The organism is Pseudomonas sp. ADPe, assembly GCF_014843515.1.
GTDB lineage: Bacteria > Pseudomonadota > Gammaproteobacteria > Pseudomonadales > Pseudomonadaceae > Pseudomonas > Pseudomonas citronellolis.
Map to the genome: position 1 here is coordinate 2,686,449 of NZ_CP062122.1, position 19,766 is coordinate 2,706,214.

At 66.1% G+C, this 19,766-nt stretch carries 17 protein-coding genes and 1 CRISPR repeat array; of the genes, 6 read left to right on the plus strand and 11 right to left on the minus strand.

The features are described from left to right. Positions 1 to 2 precede the first annotated feature (2 nt). Both IG194_RS12265 and IG194_RS12270 read right to left on the minus strand, forming a co-directional pair. On the minus strand, positions 3 to 743 hold the full coding sequence (locus IG194_RS12265) for a response regulator transcription factor (protein ID WP_141679831.1): 741 nt from the start codon (positions 741 to 743) through the stop codon (positions 3 to 5). 110 nt (positions 744 to 853) lie between these two features. Next, the gene (locus tag IG194_RS12270; RefSeq protein ID WP_009614807.1) at positions 854 to 1,501 is read right to left on the minus strand and encodes a TetR family transcriptional regulator C-terminal domain-containing protein; all 648 of its coding nucleotides are present in this window, start codon (positions 1,499 to 1,501) and stop codon (positions 854 to 856) included. Between the two features lie 158 nt (positions 1,502 to 1,659). Between IG194_RS12270 and IG194_RS12275 the strand changes: the two genes are divergently transcribed. The 4 genes from IG194_RS12275 (at position 1,660) to IG194_RS12290 (ending at position 6,628) form a co-directional block, all read left to right on the plus strand. After that, the gene (locus IG194_RS12275; RefSeq protein ID WP_058487827.1) at positions 1,660 to 2,763 is read left to right on the plus strand and encodes a polyamine ABC transporter substrate-binding protein; all 1,104 of its coding nucleotides are present in this window, start codon (positions 1,660 to 1,662) and stop codon (positions 2,761 to 2,763) included. Positions 2,764 to 2,946: 183 nt separating this feature from the next. Then, positions 2,947 to 4,365, plus strand: coding sequence for an aminotransferase (locus IG194_RS12280; RefSeq protein WP_058487828.1), 1,419 nt, complete (start codon positions 2,947 to 2,949; stop codon positions 4,363 to 4,365). Positions 4,366 to 4,418: 53 nt separating this feature from the next. Next, positions 4,419 to 5,279, plus strand: coding sequence for a helix-turn-helix transcriptional regulator (locus tag IG194_RS12285; protein WP_058489677.1), 861 nt, complete (start codon positions 4,419 to 4,421; stop codon positions 5,277 to 5,279). 341 nt (positions 5,280 to 5,620) lie between these two features. Next, the gene (locus IG194_RS12290; RefSeq protein ID WP_058487829.1) at positions 5,621 to 6,628 is read left to right on the plus strand and encodes an alpha/beta fold hydrolase; all 1,008 of its coding nucleotides are present in this window, start codon (positions 5,621 to 5,623) and stop codon (positions 6,626 to 6,628) included. A 132-nt stretch (positions 6,629 to 6,760) separates the two neighbouring features. Here the strand turns inward: IG194_RS12290 and choV are convergent, their stop codons facing one another. From choV to IG194_RS12310, 4 genes are all read right to left on the minus strand, one after another. After that, positions 6,761 to 7,939, minus strand: a complete 1,179-nt coding sequence (gene choV, locus IG194_RS12295; RefSeq protein ID WP_009614797.1) for a choline ABC transporter ATP-binding protein — start codon at positions 7,937 to 7,939, stop codon at positions 6,761 to 6,763. A gap of 6 nt (positions 7,940 to 7,945) precedes the next feature. Next, complete coding sequence (gene choW, locus IG194_RS12300) at positions 7,946 to 8,785, minus strand: choline ABC transporter permease subunit (RefSeq protein WP_009614795.1); 840 nt, start codon at positions 8,783 to 8,785, stop codon at positions 7,946 to 7,948. Between the two features lie 41 nt (positions 8,786 to 8,826). Continuing rightward, positions 8,827 to 9,765 (minus strand): choline ABC transporter substrate-binding protein, encoded by a 939-nt coding sequence (locus IG194_RS12305; RefSeq protein WP_009614794.1) that lies wholly within the window; start codon positions 9,763 to 9,765, stop codon positions 8,827 to 8,829. 220 nt (positions 9,766 to 9,985) lie between these two features. Next, positions 9,986 to 10,861: a choline ABC transporter substrate-binding protein gene (locus IG194_RS12310; RefSeq protein WP_412536073.1), complete on the minus strand. Its 876-nt coding sequence runs from the start codon at positions 10,859 to 10,861 to the stop codon at positions 9,986 to 9,988. A gap of 382 nt (positions 10,862 to 11,243) precedes the next feature. Between IG194_RS12310 and IG194_RS12315 the strand changes: the two genes are divergently transcribed. After that, the gene (locus tag IG194_RS12315; protein WP_058487831.1) at positions 11,244 to 12,620 is read left to right on the plus strand and encodes an L-serine ammonia-lyase; all 1,377 of its coding nucleotides are present in this window, start codon (positions 11,244 to 11,246) and stop codon (positions 12,618 to 12,620) included. Between the two features lie 364 nt (positions 12,621 to 12,984). Further along, positions 12,985 to 14,088 carry a GlxA family transcriptional regulator gene (locus tag IG194_RS12320; protein ID WP_009614790.1) on the plus strand — a complete coding sequence of 368 codons (1,104 nt, stop codon included), beginning with the start codon at positions 12,985 to 12,987 and terminating at the stop codon, positions 14,086 to 14,088. Between the two features lie 356 nt (positions 14,089 to 14,444). Here IG194_RS12320 and siaD read toward each other — a convergent pair whose 3' ends face one another. From siaD to IG194_RS12345, 5 genes are all read right to left on the minus strand, one after another. Continuing rightward, positions 14,445 to 15,242, minus strand: coding sequence for a biofilm regulation diguanylate cyclase SiaD (siaD, locus tag IG194_RS12325; RefSeq protein WP_009614789.1), 798 nt, complete (start codon positions 15,240 to 15,242; stop codon positions 14,445 to 14,447). A 4-nt stretch (positions 15,243 to 15,246) separates the two neighbouring features. Then, the gene (siaC, locus tag IG194_RS12330; protein WP_009614788.1) at positions 15,247 to 15,627 is read right to left on the minus strand and encodes a biofilm regulation phosphoprotein SiaC; all 381 of its coding nucleotides are present in this window, start codon (positions 15,625 to 15,627) and stop codon (positions 15,247 to 15,249) included. A 25-nt stretch (positions 15,628 to 15,652) separates the two neighbouring features. After that, positions 15,653 to 16,195, minus strand: a complete 543-nt coding sequence (gene siaB / locus IG194_RS12335) for a biofilm regulation protein kinase SiaB (RefSeq protein ID WP_009614787.1) — start codon at positions 16,193 to 16,195, stop codon at positions 15,653 to 15,655. Positions 16,196 to 16,204: 9 nt separating this feature from the next. After that, complete coding sequence (siaA, locus tag IG194_RS12340) at positions 16,205 to 18,199, minus strand: biofilm regulation protein phosphatase SiaA (RefSeq protein WP_009614786.1); 1,995 nt, start codon at positions 18,197 to 18,199, stop codon at positions 16,205 to 16,207. 213 nt (positions 18,200 to 18,412) lie between these two features. Then, entirely contained in the window at positions 18,413 to 19,063 is a 651-nt protein-coding gene (locus tag IG194_RS12345) for an HAD family hydrolase (protein ID WP_009614777.1), read from the minus strand. Between the two features lie 214 nt (positions 19,064 to 19,277). Further along, positions 19,278 to 19,665: direct repeats of the CRISPR family, unit length 28 nt; unit sequence CTTCACTGCCGTGTAGGCAGCTAAGAAA. Positions 19,666 to 19,766: the final 101 nt, after the last annotated feature.

Consider the following 19,766-nt stretch of genomic DNA (forward strand, 5'->3'; position numbering starts at 1 on the left):
GTTCAGGCGTCGCTGGGGGCGGCGGTGAACAGGTAGCCGGCGCCGTGGATGGTGATGATCAGCTCGGGTTCGGCCGGGTCGTCGCGCAGCTTGCGGCGCAGGCGGCCGACCAGCACGTCGATGGAGCGGTCGTTGGGCAGCCACTCGCGGTTGCGGATCTGGTCCATCAGTTGGTCGCGGCTGAGGGTGTGGCCGCTGTTGCGCAGGAACACGCTGAGTAGCTGGAACTCGCCGTGGGTGAGCAGGGTTTCGCCGCCGTCGCGGTCGACCAGGCGCCGGCGGTCCGGGTCCAGGCGCCACTGGGCGAAGCGCTTCAGCGGCTGGCGCGCCGGCGTTGCCGTGGCCGGGGCGCGGGCGTGGCGCACGCGGCGGATCAGGTTCTTCGCCCGCGACACCAGTTCGCGCGGGTTCGGCGGCTTGATCACGTAGTCGTCGGCGCCGCATTCCAGGCCGACGATGCGGTCGATGTCGTCGTTGCGCCCGGTGATCAGGATGATGCCCACCTCCGAGCGCACGCGCAGTTCGCGGGTGAGGGTCAGGCCGTCCTTGCCGGGCAGGCGGATGTCCAGCAGCACCAGGTCGAAGGGCGGGCCGCCCTGCTCGGCTTCGGCCAGGCTGGCCTCGGCCTGTTCGGCGGTGCTGGCGCAGGCCACCTCGTAGCCCTCCCCGGCGAGGTAGGACTGGAGGAGTTCGTGGATCAGCGGATCGTCGTCGACGATCAGTACACGGGGAGCCATCGCCAATACCCTGCTGCGGCCGCCGGCGAGGTCGCGGCGGATTTCTTATTAGAGGATGGGCGCCCATGGGAAATTTCCCAGGGGCCGGCGCAGAGTAGCGATTGCTGAACGGCCGATCAACAGTCCGCCGGCCGACGGCTGAAGCGCTGCCGCCCGCCGGCCTGCAGGCCGTCGACCCAGGCTTCGCAGACCTGGATGCCCTGCTCGGGGCTGAAGGTGTTGGGGTTCAGCCCGGATTCCAGCCACAGGCCGTCGAGCATGGCGGACAGGGCGATGGCGGCGAGGTCGGCATCGAAGTCGGCCCAGCCTTCCTCTTCGGCCAGTTGGTTCAGCGCCTGGGCCAACAGGGCGCGGTACTCGCCGTAGGAATGGTCGTGGGCGCGGTTGATCGCCTCGGCGGTCTTCACCGCGCCCCAGAACGCCAGCCAGGCATCGAGCAGCTGCGGGTCGAGCAGTTCGGCGCTGAAGGAAGCACGGAAGAACGCCGACAGGCGCGCGCGAGGGTCCGGCGCGGCCTGGTCGATGGCTTCGCGCAGCAACTGCATGACGCGCCCGGTGACCGTCAGGTAGGCCTCGGCGACCAGCTCGTCCTTGCCCGCGTAGTGGTGGTTGATCAGCCCCACCGAGACCCCGGCCTCGGCGCAGATCTTGCGGATCGACGCGCCCTGGAAGCCGTGCTGCTTCAGGCACGCCAGGGTGGCCTCGATCAGCAGCGCCTTGCGCTGTTCGGGTTCCAGCCGGGAAAAGCGCACTGCCTGGTTCATCGCCTGCCGCTCCTGTGTCCGAGGCCGCCAATCTGAACGAATGTGCAACAGCATACCAGCCCCACCCACCCATTCGGGGAATGGCCCGGCGACGGCCGGCGGCGGACAGTGGCCACAGCCGACACGACCCTCGAACAACAACCACAGGTGGGAGTGACATGTACAAATCCTGCGCAGCGATCCTGGGCACGGCCCTGCTGCTGAGCCCCTTGCTCGGCCAGGCCGCGGACGCCGACGGCGGCAACACGCTGAGGCTGTACAACTGGACCGACTACATCGGCGAACACACCATCGCCGACTTCGAGAAAGCCACCGGGATCAAGGTGGTCTACGACACCTTCGACTCCTACGAGACGGTGCAGGGCAAGCTGCTGCCCGGCCGCTCCGGCTACGACCTGGTGGTGCTCAACGCCGCGCTGGTGCCGCCGCTGCTCAAGGCCGGGGTGTTCCAGCCGCTGGACAAGAGCAGGCTGCCCAGCTGGAGCAACCTCGACGCCGAGGTGCTCAAGCACCTGGACCACTACGACCCCGGCGTGCAGTACTCGGCGCCCTACACCTGGGGCAGCAACGGCATCACCTACAACATCGAGAAGATCAGGCAGCGCATGCCCGACGCGCCCATCGGCTCGCTGGCGATGCTGTTCGATCCCAAGGTGGTGTCGAAATTCGCCGACTGCGGGGTGACCATCATCGACTCGCCCACCGACGTCATCCCGCTGGCCCTGGCCTACCTCAAGCGCGACCCGAACAGCGCCAACCCCGAGGACCTCAAGGCCGCCCAGGACCTGCTGCAGTCGATCCGCCCGTACATCCGCAAGTTCGACTCCACCAGCTACCTCAACGGCCTGGCCAACGGCGACCAGTGCATGGCCATGACCTGGTCCGGCGACTACGCCACCGCCCAGGCCCGCGCCGACGAGGCCGGGGCCAAGGTCAAGCTGGGCTACTTCGTGCCCAGGGAAGGCTCGCTGATCTGGTTCGACGACTTCTACATCCCGGCCGATGCGCCGCACGTGGCCAACGCCCACAAGTTCATCGAGTACATGCTGCAGCCGAAGGTGGCCGCCGACGTCAGCGACTACATCCGCTACGCCACCAGCAACGGCGCGGCCAAGCCGCTGCTGGCCGCCGAGGTGCGTGACGATCCGGCGATCTACCCGGATGCCGAGACGCGCTCGCGGCTGTTCACCCAGAAGGTCCAGGGGCCCAAGGCCACGCGGCTGATCACCCGGACGTGGAATGCGGTGAAGACGGGGACCTGAGTTTTCGTGACTGACTACTGACTGAAGAGCCCCCTCTCCCCAGCCCTCTCCCTGAAGGGAGAGGGGGCCGATAGTGCCGAGATGACCGATGGCGCCCTCCTGAAGCGCTCAGGCGATACCAGATCCGGCAAGGGAGAGGGAAACGGAATTAACGAGTTGAAACCGCACTATCGAGGTACTGCCATGACCACCCCATCCGCCGCCTTCTTCGCCCAGTTCGATGACGAAAAGCTGGTCGCCGCCGACAAGGCCCACTACGTGCACGGCTACCACGTGTTCGACGACCACCGCGAGAACGGCGCGCTGAACATCGCCGCAGGCCAGGGCGCCTACATCTACGACACCAAGGGCAACCGCTACCTGGACGCCGTGGGCGGCATGTGGTGCACCAACATCGGCCTGGGCCGCGAGGAGATGGCCGAGGCCATCGCCGAGCAGGTGCGCCAGCTGGCCTACTCCAACCCCTTCTGCGACATGGCCAACGTCACCGCCATCCAGCTCTGCGAGAAGCTCGCCGAACTGGCCCCGGGCGACCTCGACCACGTGTTCCTCACCACCGGCGGCTCCACCGCCGTGGACACCGCCTACCGGCTGATCCAGTACTACCAGAACTGCCGCGGCAAGCACGCCAAGAAGCACATCATCAGCCGCGTCAACGCCTACCACGGCTCGACCTTCCTGACCATGTCGCTCGGCGGCAAGGTGGCCGACCATCCGGCCGAGTTCGACTTCCTCAAGGACTTCATCCACCACATTTCCTGCCCCAATCCCTACCGCGCGCCGGCGGGCATGACCGAGGGCGATTTCCTGGAATTCCTGGTCAAGGAATTCGAGGACAAGATCCTGGAACTGGGCGCCGACAACGTGGCGGCCTTCTTCGCCGAGCCGATCATGGGCTCGGGCGGCGTGATCATCCCGCCCAAGGGCTACCACAAGCGCATGTGGGAGGTGTGCCGGAAGTACGATGTGCTCTACGTCGCCGACGAGGTGGTGACCTCCTTCGGCCGCCTGGGCGCCTTCTTCGCCTCCGAGGACGTGTTCGACATGCAGCCGGACATCATCACCACCGCCAAGGGCCTGACCTCCGGCTACCTGCCGCTGGGCGCGTGCATCTTCTCCGACCGTATCTGGAAGGTGATCGCCGAGCCGAACCAGGGCCGCTGCTTCAGTCACGGCTTCACCTACAGCGGGCACCCGGTGAGCTGCATCTCGGCGCTGAAGAACATCGAGATCATCCAGCGCGAGAACCTGCTGGAGCACGTCAAGGACGTCGGCGCCTACCTGGAGCAGCGCCTGCAGGAGCTGGCCGAGCTGCCGCTGGTGGGCGACGTGCGCTGCCAGAAGCTGATGGCCTGCGTCGAGTTCGTCGCCGACAAGCGCAGCAAGACGCTGTTCCCCGAGGAGCTGAACATCGGCGAGAAGATCCACCTGCGCGCGCAGAAGCGCGGCCTGCTGGTGCGCCCCATCGTGCACCTGAACGTGATGTCGCCGCCGCTGACCATCACCCGCGAACAGGTCGACGAGGTGGTCGACACCCTGCGCGAGGCGATTCTCGAAACCGCCGAGGACCTCAAGCGCAGCGGCGACTACGCGGGGCACTGATGCGCGGACGCGGCGCTTTGCACCTGGTCGGCGGCGGCCGTATGCTGCCGACCATGAGCACACCGGCCACCCCACTCGCCCCCCCACCCAACAGCCCGGCCCTGCATGCCTGGCATGCGGGGCTGGCGCGCGCAATGGCGGCGGTGGCCACGGCGGAATTCCCGGCGCGGCTGGTGGAGGCCCTCGGCGCGCTGGTGCCCATCGAGTCCTCGCTGTTCGGCCTGGAGCGCAAGGGCCAGCCGCCGCGCCACCTGTTCCAGCACGGCATCCCCGCGCAATACCGCGAGCCGCTGACCGAGCGCTACTACGCCCGCGGCTACCTGCTCGACCCCTTCTGCCTGGCCATGGAAGGCGGCCTGGCCGAGGGCTTCTACCCGCTGGCGGAAATCGCCCCGGACGACTTCTTCGCCAGCGAGTACTACAAGACCTACTACCTCAAGTGCGGCTCGGTGGAAGACAGCCACTACATCGTCGACCTCGACGCCCAGCGCAAGCTTTCCCTGTGCGTGTACCAGGGCCGCAGCGGCGCGCGCTTCAGCGAGGAACAGACCGAACTGCTGCGCGCCGCGTTGCCGCTGGTGCGCGAGCTGTGCCGGCAGTTCGAGAGCCGCGGCGGCCTCGACCTGCTGCTGGCCGGCGGCGACGCCGGCGCGCAACCGGCGGCGGCGCTGAACCGGCACATCCGCGAAGCCTTCATGAACTTCGGCGGCGACTGCCTGACCGAGCGCGAGCGGGAAATCGCCCACCTGCTGCTGCGCGGCCACTCGGTGAAGTCCAGCGCCCGCGTGCTGGACATCTCGCCGGAGACGGTGCGCATGCACCGCAAGCACCTCTACACCAAGCTGGAGATCAACTCCCAGGCGGAGCTGTTCTCGCTGTTCATCGACTGGCTGACCCGCGACGGGCCGGCCTGAAACGCCGCCATCGCGAACGGAGTCACCTGTAGGAGCGCGCCCTGCGCGCGATTCGCGGGCAGGGCCCGCTCCTACAATACGGATAGGCACGGCTTCTCGTAGGATGGTGTTGAGCGAAGCGATACCCATCAGCGCAACCGCATGGGTTTCGCAAGCTCAACCCATCCTACGAAGAGCACCTCGGCGCGGCTTGCAAGACAGTTGCTCCTAACATGGCAGGAAGAGCGCCGTCGTAGGTCAAACGGCGGATAACCGCGAACGGTTATCCGCCCTACGCCCTTGTGAGCCTCAAGCCTCCCCAGGCATGCTAGAGCATTCCCCCGCCCTCCCGAGGAAACCCCATGTTCCGACGCTGGCTCCCCGCCTTGCTGCTGGCCGCCGCCCTGCCGCTGCAGGCCGCCGAAACCCGGCCGAACTACGGTCCCGAACTGGAACGCTTCAACTACGCCTACCCGGTGGGGCACTTCAGCTTCGCCTCCCAGGGCAAGCACGTGCACATGGCCTACATCGACGTGAAGCCGGCCAAGCCCAACGGCCGCACGGTGGTGCTGCTGCACGGCAAGAACTTCTGCGCCGGCACCTGGGAGGCGAGCATCGCCGCCCTCAGCGCCGCCGGCTACCGGGTGGTGGCGCCGGACCAGATCGGCTTCTGCAAGTCGACCAAGCCGGAGCACTACCAGTACAGCTTCCAGCAACTGGCCAGCAACACCCACGCCCTGCTGGACAAGCTCAGGCTGCACAAGGTGACCATGCTCGGCCACTCCACCGGCGGCATGCTCGCCGCGCGCTACGCGCTGATGTACCCGCAGCAGGTCGAGCAGCTGGTGCTGGTCAACCCCATCGGCCTTGAGGACTGGAAGGCCCTGGGCGTGCCCTACCGCACCCCGGACCAGTGGTACGAGCGCGAGCTGAAGACCAGCGCCGAGGGCATCCGCAAGTACGAGCAGGCCACCTACTACGCCGGCCAGTGGAAGCCGGAGTACGACAAGTGGGTGAACATGCTCGCCGGCCTGTACAACGGCTCCGGCCACGAGCGCGTGGCGTGGAACTCGGCGTTGCAGTACGACATGATCTTCACCCAGCCGGTGGTCTACGAGTTCGGCCAGATCCAGGCGCCCACCCTGCTGATGATCGGCACCCAGGACAACACCGCGATCGGCAAGGACGTCGCCCCCGAGCCGCTGCGCGCCAAGCTGGGCAACTACGCCGAGCTGGGCAAGCGCACCGCCCAGGCCATCCCCCACGCCACCCTGGTGGAGTTCGACAAGCTCGGCCACGCGCCGCAGATCCAGGACCCGCAGGCCTTCCACGCGGCGCTGCTCAAGGGCCTGGCGGACCTCAAGCATTGAGAGTGGCTGCACCGATGGGCGCTTCGTAGGATGGGTTGAGCCTGCGAAACCCATCCTACGAAGTGCAGGAGAAACTCCGCGCAAAACGAAAACGCCGGGCATCTGCCCGGTGTTTTCGTTGCCTCGACCCCGTCAGCCCAGGTTCTTGCCCAGCAGCGCGTGGTACAGCTCGCTGTCGCCGAGCACGCCGACCACGCGGCTCTGCTCCTGCAGCACCAGCTTGTGGCCGGTCTGGTAGCGGATCTGCAGGGCGTCGCGCATGCGGATGCTGACGTCCACCAGGGTCGGCTCGTGCTTGAGCTTTTCCACCGGGTCGCCCGGGCGCCATTGCTGCAGGTCGATGATGTTGCTGCCCTGGCGCGCGGTCTTGATCTGGTTGGTCTCGGTGAGGCCGATCCAGCAGTCGCGGCCCTGGTCGAAGCACACCTCGCCGTCCTGCCGGCGGCACTGGTCCAGGCCGCGCATCAGGCTGGAGCCGCACAGCACGTTGAGCGGGTTGGTGTGGGCGACGAAGGTGCGCACGTAGTCGTCCGCCGGGTTCAGCACGATCTCCTCGGGCTTGCTGTGCTGGATGATGCGGCCGTCCTTCATGATGGCGATGCGCGAGCCGATCTTCAGCGCCTCGTCCAGGTCGTGGCTGACGAAGACGATGGTCTTGTGCAGCTGGCGTTGCAGCACCAGCAGTTCGTCCTGCAGCTGCTGGCGGATCAGCGGGTCCAGCGCCGAGAAGGGCTCGTCCATCAGCAGGATGTCGCCGTCCATGGCCAGCGCGCGGGCCAGGCCGACGCGCTGCTGCATGCCGCCGGAGAGTTCGTCCGGGCGCTTGTCGCGCCACTGCGACAGGCCCACCAGTTCGAGCTTCTCGTCGATCACCTTCTTGCGCTCGGCGGCCGGGCGGCCCTGCATCTCCAGGCCGAAGCCGATGTTCTCGGCCACGGTCAGCCAAGGCATCAGGGCGAACTTCTGGAACACCATGGCGATGCGCTTGGTGCGCATGGTCTTGAGCGTCGCCGGCGAGCAGTTGGCGACGTCCACCTGCTGGCCCTCGTGCTCGATCAGCAGCTTGCCGCGGCTGACCGTGTTGAGGCCGTTGATGCAGCGCAGCAGGCTCGACTTGCCCGAGCCGGACAGGCCCATCATCACGCAGATCTCGCCGCGCTCGACGTCCAGGTTGGCGTCCTCCACGCCGAGCACCTGGCCGGTGCGCTTGAGGATTTCCTGGCGGCCCAGGCCTTCGTCGAGCAGGCGCAGGGCTTCCTTGGTGTTCTTGCCGAAGATCACATCGACGTTCTTGAATTCAATCGCAGCCATGGTTGCTTACCTCCCCCGCAGCGAGCGTTGCTTGCACACCCGGTCGAGCAGGATGGCGAGCAGGACGATGGCCAGGCCGGCCTCGAAGCCCAGGGAGATGTCCGCGGTGTTCAGCGCGTTCACCACCGGCTTGCCGAGGCCGTCGGCGCCTACCAGCGCGGAAATCACCACCATCGACAGCGACAGCATGATGCACTGGGTGATGCCGGCGCCGATGCTGGGCATGGCGTGCGGCAGTTCGATACGGGTCAGCAGCTGCCAACGCGAGCAGCCGAAGGCCTTGCCGGCGTCCATCAGCTCCGCCGGCACGTCCTGGATGCCCAGGCAGGTCAGGCGGATGGGCGCGGCGATGGCGAAGATCACAGTGGAGATCAGGCCCGGCACCACACCCAGGCCGAACAGCGTCAGGGTGGGGATCAGGTAGACGAAGGTGGGCACCGTCTGCATCAGGTCCAGCAGCGGGCGCAGGGCGGTGTAGAACCAGGGCTTGTGCGCCGCGAGGATGCCCAGGGGCACGCCGATGGCGACGCACACCAGGGTGGCGAAGATGACCTGGGCCAGGGTCTCCATGGTTTCCTGCCAGTAGCCCAGGTTGAGGATCAATAGCAGCGAGGCCAGGGCGAACAGCGTCAGGCCGATGCTGCGCTGGATGAAGTGCACCAGGCCCACCATGATGGCGGTGAGCAGCAGCGGGTGGAACCACAGCAACCCGCCGGTGACACCGTGGATGAGGAACTCGAGGACATCCGAGATCTTGTCGAAGACCGCCGAGCCATGGCGGGTGAGCCAGTCGACGAAGGCGGCGATGTGCTCACCGAGGGGGATCTTGTGTTCAGTCAGAAACATAGTGCGGGCCCATCAAGCAAGGTGGAAGCGACCGGCCAGGGTCACTTGGCGAAAGCGACCTTGGCCGCGGCGAGCGCCGGCTTGCCGTCACGCGTGGTGACGCCAGCCAGCCAGGCATCGAGCAGTTCCGGGTGATCCTTCAACCAGGCCTTGGCCGCGTCCTCGGGCTTCTTGCCCTCGTTGAGCACGGCGTCCATCAGTTTGTTTTCCATGTCCAGGGTGAAAGTGAGGTTGGTCAGCAGCTTGCCGACGTTCGGGCATTCCTGGACGTAGCCCTTGCGCACGTTGGTGTAGATGGTCGCGCCGCCGTAGTTGGGGCCGAACACGTCATCGCCACCCTGCAGGTATTGCATCTTGAAGCGGGTGTTCATCGGGTGCGGTTCCCAGCCGAGGAACACGATCCACTGGCTGCGGCGGTCGGCGCGGCCCACCTGCGAGAGCATGCCGGCCTCGCTGGACTCCACCAGCTTGAACTTGCCCAGGTCGAACTGGTTCTTGTCGATCATGCCCTGGACCAGGCGGTTGCCGTCGTTGCCCGGCTCGATGCCGTAGATCTTGCCGCCGAGCTTGTCGGAGAACCTGGCGATGTCGGCGAAGGTCTTCAGCCCGCCGTCGTAGGCCGCCTGGGTGACCGCCAGGGTGTACTTGGCGCCCTCCAGGTTGGCCCGCACGGTTTCCACCGAGCCGTTGTCGGCGTAGGGCTTGATGTCGTTGGCCATGCTCGGCATCCAGTTGCCGAGGAAGACGTCGAGGTCCTTGTTCGCCAGCGAGCGATAGGTCACCGGCACGGAAAGCATGTTCACCTTGGTGGTGTAGCCGAGCGACTCCAGCACCTGGCGAGTGGTCGCGGTGGTGACGGTGATGTCGGTCCAGCCGACGTCGGAGAAGCGAACCGTGCCGCACGACTCAGGTTCAGCGGCCTGAACCACCAGCGGCGTACTCAGGGACACAGCCAGTAGCAAAGACTTGCAACCTTTCATGAGCGTACTCCTCTACGGGATGGGGCGATCTGCGTGGGTTTCTAGGTGGGCCGCGCCGGGACGCGGGCCCTTTCTTCGTCGATTCGGAAACGATCATGGAACAGGAAAAATCCGCCGCATACCGGGTGCGTCGCAACCAGTGCAGGCGAAGTCGCAATCAGCACCAGGGGTGTCGCATCCAGTTCCACGGCCCTGTTCCGGCGTCCCGGCGGCGTCGCTCTCACTGCTGGGCGACGGCCTTGGACTGGGCCTGGGCGCGCGGCTGCACGCCCTTGAGCCAGGCGTCGCGCACCTGCGGGTTGGCCTGCAACCAGTCCTTGGCGGCCTGGCGCGGATTGCTCCGTTCATTGAGCACCGCGTCCATCAGGCGGTTCTCCATGGCCAGGTCGAATTTCAGGTTGCGCAGCAGCTGCGCGACGTTCGGGCATTCATCAAGATAGCCGGCCCTGACGTTGGTGTAGACGGTGGCGCCACCGTAGTTCGGGCCGAAATAGGCATCGCCGCCTTCCAGGTAGCGCATCTGCAGGCGGGTGTTCATCGGGTGCGGTTCCCAGCCGAGGAACACGATCGGCTGCTTGAGGGCGCCGGCGCGGCGCACCGAGGCGAGCATGTCGGCCTCGCTGGACTCCACCACCTGGAAGTCGCCCAGGCCGAAGGCCTTCTCGGCGATCATCTTGCGGATCAATTGGTTGCCGTCGTTGCCCGGCTCGATGCCGTAGATCTTGCCGCCCAACTGCTCCTTGAACCTGGCGATGTCGGCGAAGCTCTTCAGGCCGGCGTCGTAGGCATACTGGGGAACGGCGAGGGTGTACTTGGCGCCCTCCAGGTTGGCGCGCACCGTCTGCACCTGGCCGTTGTCGGCGTAGGGCTTGATGTCCGCGGCCATGCTCGGCATCCAGTTGCCGAGGAAGACGTCGATGCGCTTCTCGGCCATGGCCTTGTAGGTATCGGGAACGGAGAGACGCTCGACCTTGGTGCGGTAGCCCTGTTCACTGAGCACCAGGCGGGTGACGGCGGTGGTGACGGTGATGTCGGTCCAGCCGACATCGGCGAAACGGACCAGCGAGCAGGACTGTGGTTCGGCGGCCTGGGCCAGGCCTGAGCAAAGAACGGGTAACGCCAACAGCGACAACAGAAAACACTTCATGAGGTCAGCCTCTAGCAATTACGGGGAGGGGTCAAGCGCAGGTCCGAAGGCGAAACCCTAGCCGTTCGTCGACCGTTCATCATGAAACACCCCGAAATATGGGGCTGTCGACCGATTGATGTTGTCTATCGACCAAGTCTCAAATTCATAATTATTTGTCGCATTAGCGACATCGCCTGGCACGATTCTTCCCGTGTCGCACGCCGCGGCGCTTTTGGATAAGGCCAAGTCGGTGCCGGACGCCGGCCCCGCCGGCCGAGGGCCGATGATGCCCCGCATCAGGAGTGCCCGCGGGCGCTCCGCATCACGCCCAGTTCCTGCGGAGGCCGGCATGGCTATCAGTGTGTTCGACCTGTTCAAGATCGGTATCGGCCCTTCCAGCTCGCATACCGTCGGCCCCATGCGCGCCGCCGCCCTGTTCGTCGGCGCCCTGCGCGAGCGCCAGTTGCTGCCCCGCGTCAGCCGCGTCGAAGTGAAGCTCTACGGTTCGCTCTCCGCCACCGGCGTCGGCCACGGCACCGACCGCGCCGTGATCATGGGCCTGATGGGCGAATGGCCCGACCGCATCGACCCCAGCCAGATCGCCCCGCGCATGGCCGAACTGCTCGGCAGCGGCGAACTGCTGCTGGCCGGCGAGCGGCGCATTGCCTTCGACTGGGTGCGCGACATGCGCCTGCTGGAGGAGAACCTGCCCTACCACCCCAATGCCATGAGCCTGGTCGCCTACGAGGGTGACGCCGAGCTGTACGCCGACACCTATTACTCCATCGGCGGCGGCTTCGTCGTCGATGCCGAGCAGGCCGCCACCGGCAGTCTCGACCAGGACGCCACCCGCCTGCCCTACGACTTCAACAGCGCCGCCGAGCTACTGCAGCTGTGCCGCCGCCACAACCTGCGCGTGTCCCAGCTGATGCTCGCCAATGAGCGCATGTGGCGCAGCGACACCGACACCCGCGACGGCCTGATGCGCATCTGGCGCGCCATGCAGGACTGCGTGAACAACGGCCTCAAGGCCGAGGGCATCCTCCCCGGCGGCCTCAACGTGCAGCGCCGCGCCGCCCGCCTGCACCGCAACCTGCTGGAGATCGGCAAGCCCAACGTCATCGGCTCCACCCTGAGCGCCATGGAGTGGGTCAACCTCTACGCCCTGGCAGTGAACGAGGAGAACGCCGCCGGCGGGCGCATGGTCACCGCGCCCACCAATGGCGCGGCCGGCATCGTCCCGGCGGTGCTGCACTACTACATGCGCTTCAACCCCGATGCCAGCGAGCAGGACGTGGTGGACTTCTTCCTCGCCGCCGCCGCGGTGGGCATCCTGTGCAAGAAGAACGCCTCCATCTCCGGCGCCGAAGTCGGTTGCCAGGGCGAGGTCGGCTCGGCCTGCGCCATGGCCGCCGCCGGCCTGGCCGAGGTCCTCGGCGCCAGCCCCGAGCAGGTGGAGAACGCCGCCGAGATCGGTCTGGAACACAATCTCGGGCTGACCTGCGACCCGGTCGGCGGTCTGGTCCAGGTGCCCTGCATCGAGCGCAACGCCATCGCCGCGGTGAAGGCCATCAACGCCGCACAGATGGCCCTGCGCGGCGACGGCCAGCACTTCATCAGCCTCGACCAGGCCATCCGCACCATGCGCGACACCGGCGCCGACATGCACGACAAGTACAAGGAAACCTCCCGCGGCGGCCTGGCCGTCAGCATCATCGAGTGCTGACCCTCTTTTGCTCACTCCGCGCGCCCGACGCCACCTTTTGGCGCAGCGTCGCGCCGTTATCGGACAGGTCTGACAAGCGTTACTTTCGGAAAATGCTGGCACTCGGCAGCCACGGGCCGAGTGCTACCAAATGCCCCAGAGGCCACGCCCCATAGGCGTTTGCGACATGTCAGGGGTCGCATCCAAGCTCCCAAAAGCGCCGTTCCCAGGCGCTTTTCTTTTTTTATTGAACGCCCAATCAACATAGGCACGGCATTTGCCTTGCTCTTGGAAGCGACGGTGACCTGGGGGTCACCCAGGCAGAAAACAAGCATAAGAAAGCCCCTCAGGGGCAACCGTGACTAGCGTGAGGAGATCGAGCATCATGAATGCTTTCAACCCCGGAGTTCCCCCGCAAAACCGAGCTCCGCAGTCCATCGGCTTCCTGCTGCTGGACAACTTCACCCTGATCTCCCTGGCCTCGGCGGTGGAACCGCTGCGCATGGCCAACCAGCTCTCCGGCAGGGAACTGTACCGCTGGCACACCCTTACCCTCGACGGCCGCCAGGTGTGGGCCAGCGACGGCCTGCAGATCACCCCCGACGCCAGCACCGACGGCGCCCCGCCGATGGATTCGCTGATCGTGGTCGGCGGCGTGGGCATCCAGCGCAGCGTCACCCGCGAGCACGTGAGCTTCCTGCAGACCCAGGCGCGCCTGGGCCGCCGCCTCGGCGCGGTGTGCACCGGCAGCTGGGCGCTGGCCCGCGCCGGCCTGCTCGACGGCTACGACTGCAGCGTGCACTGGGAATGCCTGGCGGCGATGCAGGAAGCCTTCCCGCGGGTGGCCATGAGCACCCGCCTGTTCTCCATCGACCGCAACCGCTACACCTCCTCCGGCGGCACCGCGCCGATGGACATGATGCTGCACCTGATCGGCCGCGAGCACGGCCGCGAGCTGTCGGCGGCGATCTCCGAGATGTTCATCTACGAGCGCATCCGCAACGAGCAGGACCACCAGCGCGTGCCGCTCAAGCACATGCTCGGCACCAACCAGCCGAAGCTGCAGGAAATAGTCGCGCTGATGGAAGCCAACCTGGAAGAGCCCATCGACCTCGACGAACTGGCGGTCTACGTCAACGTCTCGCGGCGCCAGCTGGAGCGGCTGTTCCAGAAGTACCTGCACTGCTCGCCGTCGCGCTACTACCTGAAGCTGCGCCTGATCCGCGCGCGCCAGCTGCTCAAGCAGACCTCGATGTCGATCATCGAGGTGGCCTCGGTGTGCGGCTTCGTCTCCACCCCGCACTTCTCCAAGTGCTACCGCGAATACTTCGGCATCCCGCCACGCGACGAACGCCAGGGCCAGCCGATCGGCCAGCCGGTGATGGTCATGCCGATACCCCAGGACCTGGCGCTGATGCCGCACTCCTCGGCGATCTCGGCGCTGAGCCAGGCGCAGGGGGAGTCGACCTTTGCCAGTGTGAGGGTTTGAGGGGCTTTTTGCGGTGGGATAATTGCGATGGGGGTTCACCTGTCGCTTTAGTGCCTGGGATTGGCTCCGCCCCTCTCCCTAACCCTCTCCCTGAAGGGAGAGGGGACCGTTGGGCAGAAACGGTTGTTCTGGCGTTAGCCGACAACTCCGCAGGTATCAGGACGAAGCCATGCCTTCTCTCGGCACGGACTAGCCCCCTCTCCCTTCAGGGCGGGGCGCGCAGCCGAGGGCTGGGGAGAGGGTGCGGAGGTGACCTGAAATACCCATGCGACCGGCAAGCACCGTTCGCGAGCAAGAACTGGGCGCCCCCTCGCTCCTACGAACAGCCGCCCCAGCAGAGGGAACCGCCGGGAATCTCAACCACTCGTCACAGCACTCGCCACGCACTTGTCCCGCCCGCTGCGCTTGGCCTCCAGCAGCGCCGCATCAGCACGGCTGAGTGTCTGCGAGTAGCTCTCGCCCAGGCGGTATTCGGCCACGCCGAAGCTGGCGGTCACCGACAGCGCCTCAGTGCCCACGCGCACGGCCAGCGAGCGGATGTCCTGGCGCACCCGGTCGATCACCTGGTCGGCGTCGGCCATGGCGGTTTCCGGCAGCAGCAGGAGGAACTCCTCGCCGCCCCAGCGCCCGCACAGGTCGTACTGGCGCAGCGCGGCCTGCATGGTGCAGCCGATCTCCACCAGCACGCGGTCGCCCACCTCGTGGCCCCAGGTGTCGTTGACCTGCTTGAAGTGGTCGATGTCGAGGATCACCAGCACGTAGGGCTTGCCGCTGCGCTGGGCGCGCTCGCTTTCCTCGCGCAGGCGCTCCATCAGCAGGCGGCGGTTGCCGATGCCGGTCAGCGGGTCGTGGGTGGAGGCCTCGCGCAGCGCCACGTTGAGGTCGCGCATCATGTTCTGGTAGCGGTCGGAGATGCGCGCGACCTTCTCCAGCTGGCGCAACTGCTTGTGGTAGCGCTCGGACAGCGTCGAGTTCTGCGCCCGCGCCATCGACTGGAAACCGTCGGAAATCCGCGCGATGCGCTCCAGGCGCGCGAGCTGGTCGAGGGACTGCTGGTGCTTGAGGAACAGCGCCTCGCGCAGCGGATGGTCGAAATACTGCGGGTCGGCCAGCAGCTCCTCGATCAACAGGTCCAGCTCGCGTTCGCTGTTCATGGCATCACTCGTCGTAGGGCTGTATGACGAACGGGAAGCTACAGTCTTCGCGGAATTCCTCGGCCAGCTCGGCGACGCGCTCGTTGCGGCGGTCGTAGTGCCAGCTCACCTGGGTCTGTCGACCGTTGCGGTGGGCTTCCTCGAGCAGGTCGAAGATATCCATCATCGCCTTGATCGAACTGGTATTGAGGTATAGCAGACGCAGGTCCAGTGCCAGCGGGCGCTGCTCCCCGGCGAGGAAGCGTTCCACCCATTCGATCACCTGGCCGAAGAGTTCGTAGGAGTTCTCGGGATAGGAGTCGCCCTGCATGGCCAGGACGCCGGCTTCCCAGTCACCGTGGATCGACGGGGTGGACTGGGTGCCGCTGATGTGAAGGTCACTCATACCTTTGTATTCCTGAAACGCGTGGTCAGATCACGGCGCGCAGACTGAAGAACGCGCGCCCATCGGGTTGTTCGGTAAGGGAGGTCTGCAAGGGCATGCTGGACTTGCGGGCGATGTCCAGCAGGCCCAGGCCGGCGCCGCTGCTGACCCCGGAATCGCGCGGGCGGCGCAGCTGCTCCTTGTAGGCCGCCTTGAGCTGGGCCTTGTCGAGCCCGGCGATGGCCTCGATGTTGCGCACCAGCTCGCGGCCGTCCGCCAGCTCCACCAGGTTGCCGGCGGACACCACGTAATGGCCGTCGTCGTCGCGGGCGATGGCCACGGTGGCCGAGGCGTCCTGGTCGCCGTAGCCGCGCTGGGTGGCGTAGTGGCGGATGTTCTGGGTCATCTCGATGTAGACCGCGAAGACGTCCATGGCCTCGCTGGGGTGCGCCTGCTCGGCCTGCATGTAGTTGCGCAGGGCGTGGCCGATCTCTTCGATCAGGCTGCGCGAGATCGGGCCGTTGAAGCACAGCAGGATGCGTTGTCGGGTGTAGCTTTCACGCATGGCCAACAGGTCTAGTGTCTCCATGGCGTACTCCTACTCGAATCGGAAGGACAGGATGGTGATGTCGTCGCGTTGCGGCCGTTCGCCCTGATAGTCCGCCAGGGTAGCGGCAAACACCCGCGCCTGCTCGGCCAATGGCAGACGTGAATGACGGCGCAGCAGTTCGGCGAAGCGGCTGTTGCCGAAACCGAAGCCGTGCTCGCCGCCGGCCTGGTCGAGGAAACCGTCGGTGCACAGGTAGAAGGTCCAGCCCGGCTCCAGCGGCAGCTGGATATTCTCGTACTCTCCCTGGCGCTTGTCGCCGATGGCGCGACGGCCGCCCTTGTATTCGCGAACCTCGTCACCATTGCTGGCGAACAGCGAGATCTTCGCCCCGGAGAAGTGCAGCAGCCGGCGGCCGTGGTCGACGCGCACGAAACCGGCATCCATGTTGGTGGCCAGGGCCTGGGTCACCCGCTCCTGGCCGATCATGCCGCGCATCACCTGGTCGGTCTCGCGCAGGATCGACGCAGGGTCGTGGCTCTGCACGCTGTCGATGGCGTGGTCGATGGCGGCCAGCGCCAGCATGGTCATGAGCGCGCCGGGCACGCCGTGGCCGGCGCAGTCGACCACGCCGATCAGGCTGTCCTCGCTGCCTTCGCGGTAGATGTAGAAGTCGCCGCCGACCACGTCGCGCGGCTTCCACAGCACGAAATGGTGCTGGCCGAGGGACGACTGCAGCTGGCGGTCGGGCAGGATGGCGCGCTGGATCAGGCTGGCGTAGTCGATGGAATCGCCGATCTTCTTCTGCGCCGCGGCCATCTCGCGGTTGGCCTGCTCCAGGGCCTGGGTGCGCTGGCGCACCTTGTCCTCCAGGTCCTCGGTGTGCCGGCGGACCTGGTTGGCCATGCTGGCGAAGGCGTCGGACAGCTCGCCGATCTCGTCGCCGCGGGACTTGGGCAGCGGGTTGTCGTACTGCCCGGCGGCGATCGCCTTGGCCGACTGGCGCAGGCCGCGCAGCGGCTTGAGCAGCAGCAGCTCGACGGTGTAGGCGAAGCCGATCAGCAGCAGCGCCAGCAGGCCCAGCAGGGTGCCCGCCAGCGGCCAGATCCAGCGGCTGTCGAGCACCTGCGCGGCATGCAGGTCGACGGCGCTGAGCACGTGCCAGCGCAGCTCGGGAATGTACGCGGTGGCCAGCAGCTGCCGCTTGCCGTCGAGGGTGGCCCAGAAGGTGCGCACCTCGCCCGGGTGCGCCTGGGCGTCGTCCAGCACCTGGCGCAGGCCCTTGCGTTCCTCGTCGCTGGCCAGCAGGTCGAAGACCCGGTGGCCATCGTTCCCGGCGGTGCCGGCGCCGGAACTCAGGGCGATCAGCTTGCGGTCCGGGTGCGCCTGGATGGCGCCGTCGGCGTCGACGATCATCGGCGTCACCCCGGGCTCGCGGCGCGAGATGAACTGGTCGAGGAAGGCGGTCAGGTCCAGCCCGCCGCCGGCCAGGCCGACCTTGTGGTTGCCGGCGATGACCTGGACGTTGAACCAGACCTTGGTGGCGCGCAGCTTGGCGTCGTAGTTGACGTTGATGTTGTAGGGGCTGTCGCTGGCCATGGTCGCGAAGTACCAGGCGTCCTGCGGGTCGTCGCGGCTGAGGGTGTAGCGCGGGGCGTTGGACAGCGGCGAGGTGGAGTCGTTGAAGTAGTAGTGCAGCGAGGAGTCGACGATGACGAAGTAGGAATACTCGCCCTGGTCGCCGCGGTAACCGTCGGCCTCACGGAAGAAGCGCGTGCGCCGCTCGGAACTGCTCTCGTCCAGCAGCCAGTCCTGGGTCACCACCGACTCGGCCAGGCGCCGCGACAGCGACAGCTCGCGGATCACCGGGGCGAGGATCTTCTGCTGGTTGAGCAGGGTAAAGTTCTTCGCATAGGCCAGGCCGAAGTGCGTACGGATGTCCTCCATCGCCTTCCAGCCGAGCAGCACCGCGGGAACCAACGCCAGAACGCAGGCCAGTAACAGCGCTACCACCGATTTGCCGCGCAATCCCCATCGTGCCGCCATGGCTGTCCCCAGAAATCCCGTTCGCCGAGTCAGTGTCGTTCTTTTGGCGAAAGCGCAATTGTGCAGGCGAGCCTTTCCCCAGGCAATGCAAATTAATGGCTATTTGCCATATTTTTGACGTCATCCGACTGACTCATTCTAGACGCGATTTCCCCCGCCGCCACGGCGCACCCGCTGCAGCACGGGGAGGCGGTCCTCCCGGGGTCTTGCGCCTCAGCCGGCGGCGAAGGCTGCGTGCAGTTCGCCCAGGTTGGCGAAGTAGTGTGCCGGGCTTTCGGCCAGCAGCTCCTCGCGGCTGCCGAAGCCGTAGCCGACGCCGGCGGCGCTCAGGCCGTTGCGGTGCGCGCCGATCAGGTCGTGCTTGCGGTCGCCGATCATCAGCGTCTGTGCCGGGTCCAGGCCTTCGAGGCGCAGCAGGTGCTCGATCAGCTCCACCTTGTTGGTGCGGGTGCCGTCCAGCTCGCTGCCGTAGATCACCTTGAAATGCCGGGCGAAATCGAAGTGCCGGGCGATCTCGGCGGCGAACACGGTGGGCTTGCTGGTGGCGATGAACAGCGTGCGGCCCTGGCCGCCGAGCAGCGCCAGCAACTCGCCGACGCCGTCGAACACCCGGTTCTCGTACAACCCGGTGTCCTTGAAACGCACCCGGTAATGGTTCACCGCCTCCCAGGCCCGCGCCTCGTCGAAGCCATAGGTGCTCATGAAGCACTGCAGCAGCGGCGGGCCGATGAAGTGCTCGAGCCGGCGCAGGTCCGGCTCGTCGATGCCCAGCTGCGCCAGGGCGTACTGGATCGAACGGGTGATGCCCTCGCGCGGGTCGGTGAGGGTGCCGTCGAGGTCGAAGAGGATGTTCTGGTAGTGCATGGGCGAGGCTGCGGCAGGAAGAATCGAACCGGAAGCATACAACTGGCCTCCGTACCTACCAAACGCCCATGCAATGACTTCCTGCCCTTTTTCTGAAGCCTCTTGCGAGTCCCATGAAAATCAATGAGTTGGAGAGGCCCCTGGAAAAAGGGTTATGCGTGTGGATAGGGTGCTTTCTCGTGGGAAGTCAGGGGGTTGAGGAGTAACATCTCTACTTCACTGCCGTGTAGGCAGCTAAGAAAAGGAACGCCAGGGATCCGTCGGTGAGCAGCACCTTCACTGCCGTGTAGGCAGCTAAGAAACACTTCTCCCACAGATCCAGGCGGTGCGGCCACTTCACTGCCGTGTAGGCAGCTAAGAAATTGCGAACCGGAATATGGGCGACGCAAAAGCACTTCACTGCCGTGTAGGCAGCTAAGAAAAAGCGGCGTAGTTCGCCAGCCAGGGGCTTCCCCTTCACTGCCGTATAGGCAGCTAAGAAAACATCGTGGCGCACCACGGCGATCAGGAACTCCTTCACTGCCGTATAGGCAGCTAAGAAAAGCTCCCTCAGCTTGTTGGTGTCGGTCATGGCCTTCACTGCCGTGTAGGCAGCTAAGAAAATGAACGCCAAACTCCAACGCGCTCAAACGACCTTCACTGCTGTATAGGCAGTTCTTCCCATGCCAGGCAGTCAAGCAAACCTCCCTCATTCCCTTCCCCC

Bases quoted from the DNA above. Each gene is read 5' to 3' on its own strand.
- IG194_RS12270 (WP_009614807.1), bottom strand. From the start codon at position 1,501: ATGAACCAGGCAGTGCGCTTTTCCCGGCTGGAACCCGAACAGCGCAAG.
- IG194_RS12275 (WP_058487827.1), top strand. From the start codon at position 1,660: ATGTACAAATCCTGCGCAGCGATCCTGGGCACGGCCCTGCTGCTGAGC.
- IG194_RS12280 (WP_058487828.1), top strand. From the start codon at position 2,947: ATGACCACCCCATCCGCCGCCTTCTTCGCCCAGTTCGATGACGAAAAG.
- IG194_RS12285 (WP_058489677.1), top strand. From the start codon at position 4,419: ATGAGCACACCGGCCACCCCACTCGCCCCCCCACCCAACAGCCCGGCC.
- IG194_RS12290 (WP_058487829.1), top strand. From the start codon at position 5,621: ATGTTCCGACGCTGGCTCCCCGCCTTGCTGCTGGCCGCCGCCCTGCCG.
- choV (WP_009614797.1), bottom strand. From the start codon at position 7,939: ATGGCTGCGATTGAATTCAAGAACGTCGATGTGATCTTCGGCAAGAAC.
- choW (WP_009614795.1), bottom strand. From the start codon at position 8,785: ATGTTTCTGACTGAACACAAGATCCCCCTCGGTGAGCACATCGCCGCC.
- IG194_RS12305 (WP_009614794.1), bottom strand. From the start codon at position 9,765: ATGAAAGGTTGCAAGTCTTTGCTACTGGCTGTGTCCCTGAGTACGCCG.
- IG194_RS12315 (WP_058487831.1), top strand. From the start codon at position 11,244: ATGGCTATCAGTGTGTTCGACCTGTTCAAGATCGGTATCGGCCCTTCC.
- IG194_RS12320 (WP_009614790.1), top strand. From the start codon at position 12,985: ATGAATGCTTTCAACCCCGGAGTTCCCCCGCAAAACCGAGCTCCGCAG.
- siaD (WP_009614789.1), bottom strand. From the start codon at position 15,242: ATGAACAGCGAACGCGAGCTGGACCTGTTGATCGAGGAGCTGCTGGCC.
- siaC (WP_009614788.1), bottom strand. From the start codon at position 15,627: ATGAGTGACCTTCACATCAGCGGCACCCAGTCCACCCCGTCGATCCAC.
- siaB (WP_009614787.1), bottom strand. From the start codon at position 16,195: ATGGAGACACTAGACCTGTTGGCCATGCGTGAAAGCTACACCCGACAA.
- siaA (WP_009614786.1), bottom strand. From the start codon at position 18,199: ATGGCGGCACGATGGGGATTGCGCGGCAAATCGGTGGTAGCGCTGTTA.
- IG194_RS12345 (WP_009614777.1), bottom strand. From the start codon at position 19,063: ATGCACTACCAGAACATCCTCTTCGACCTCGACGGCACCCTCACCGAC.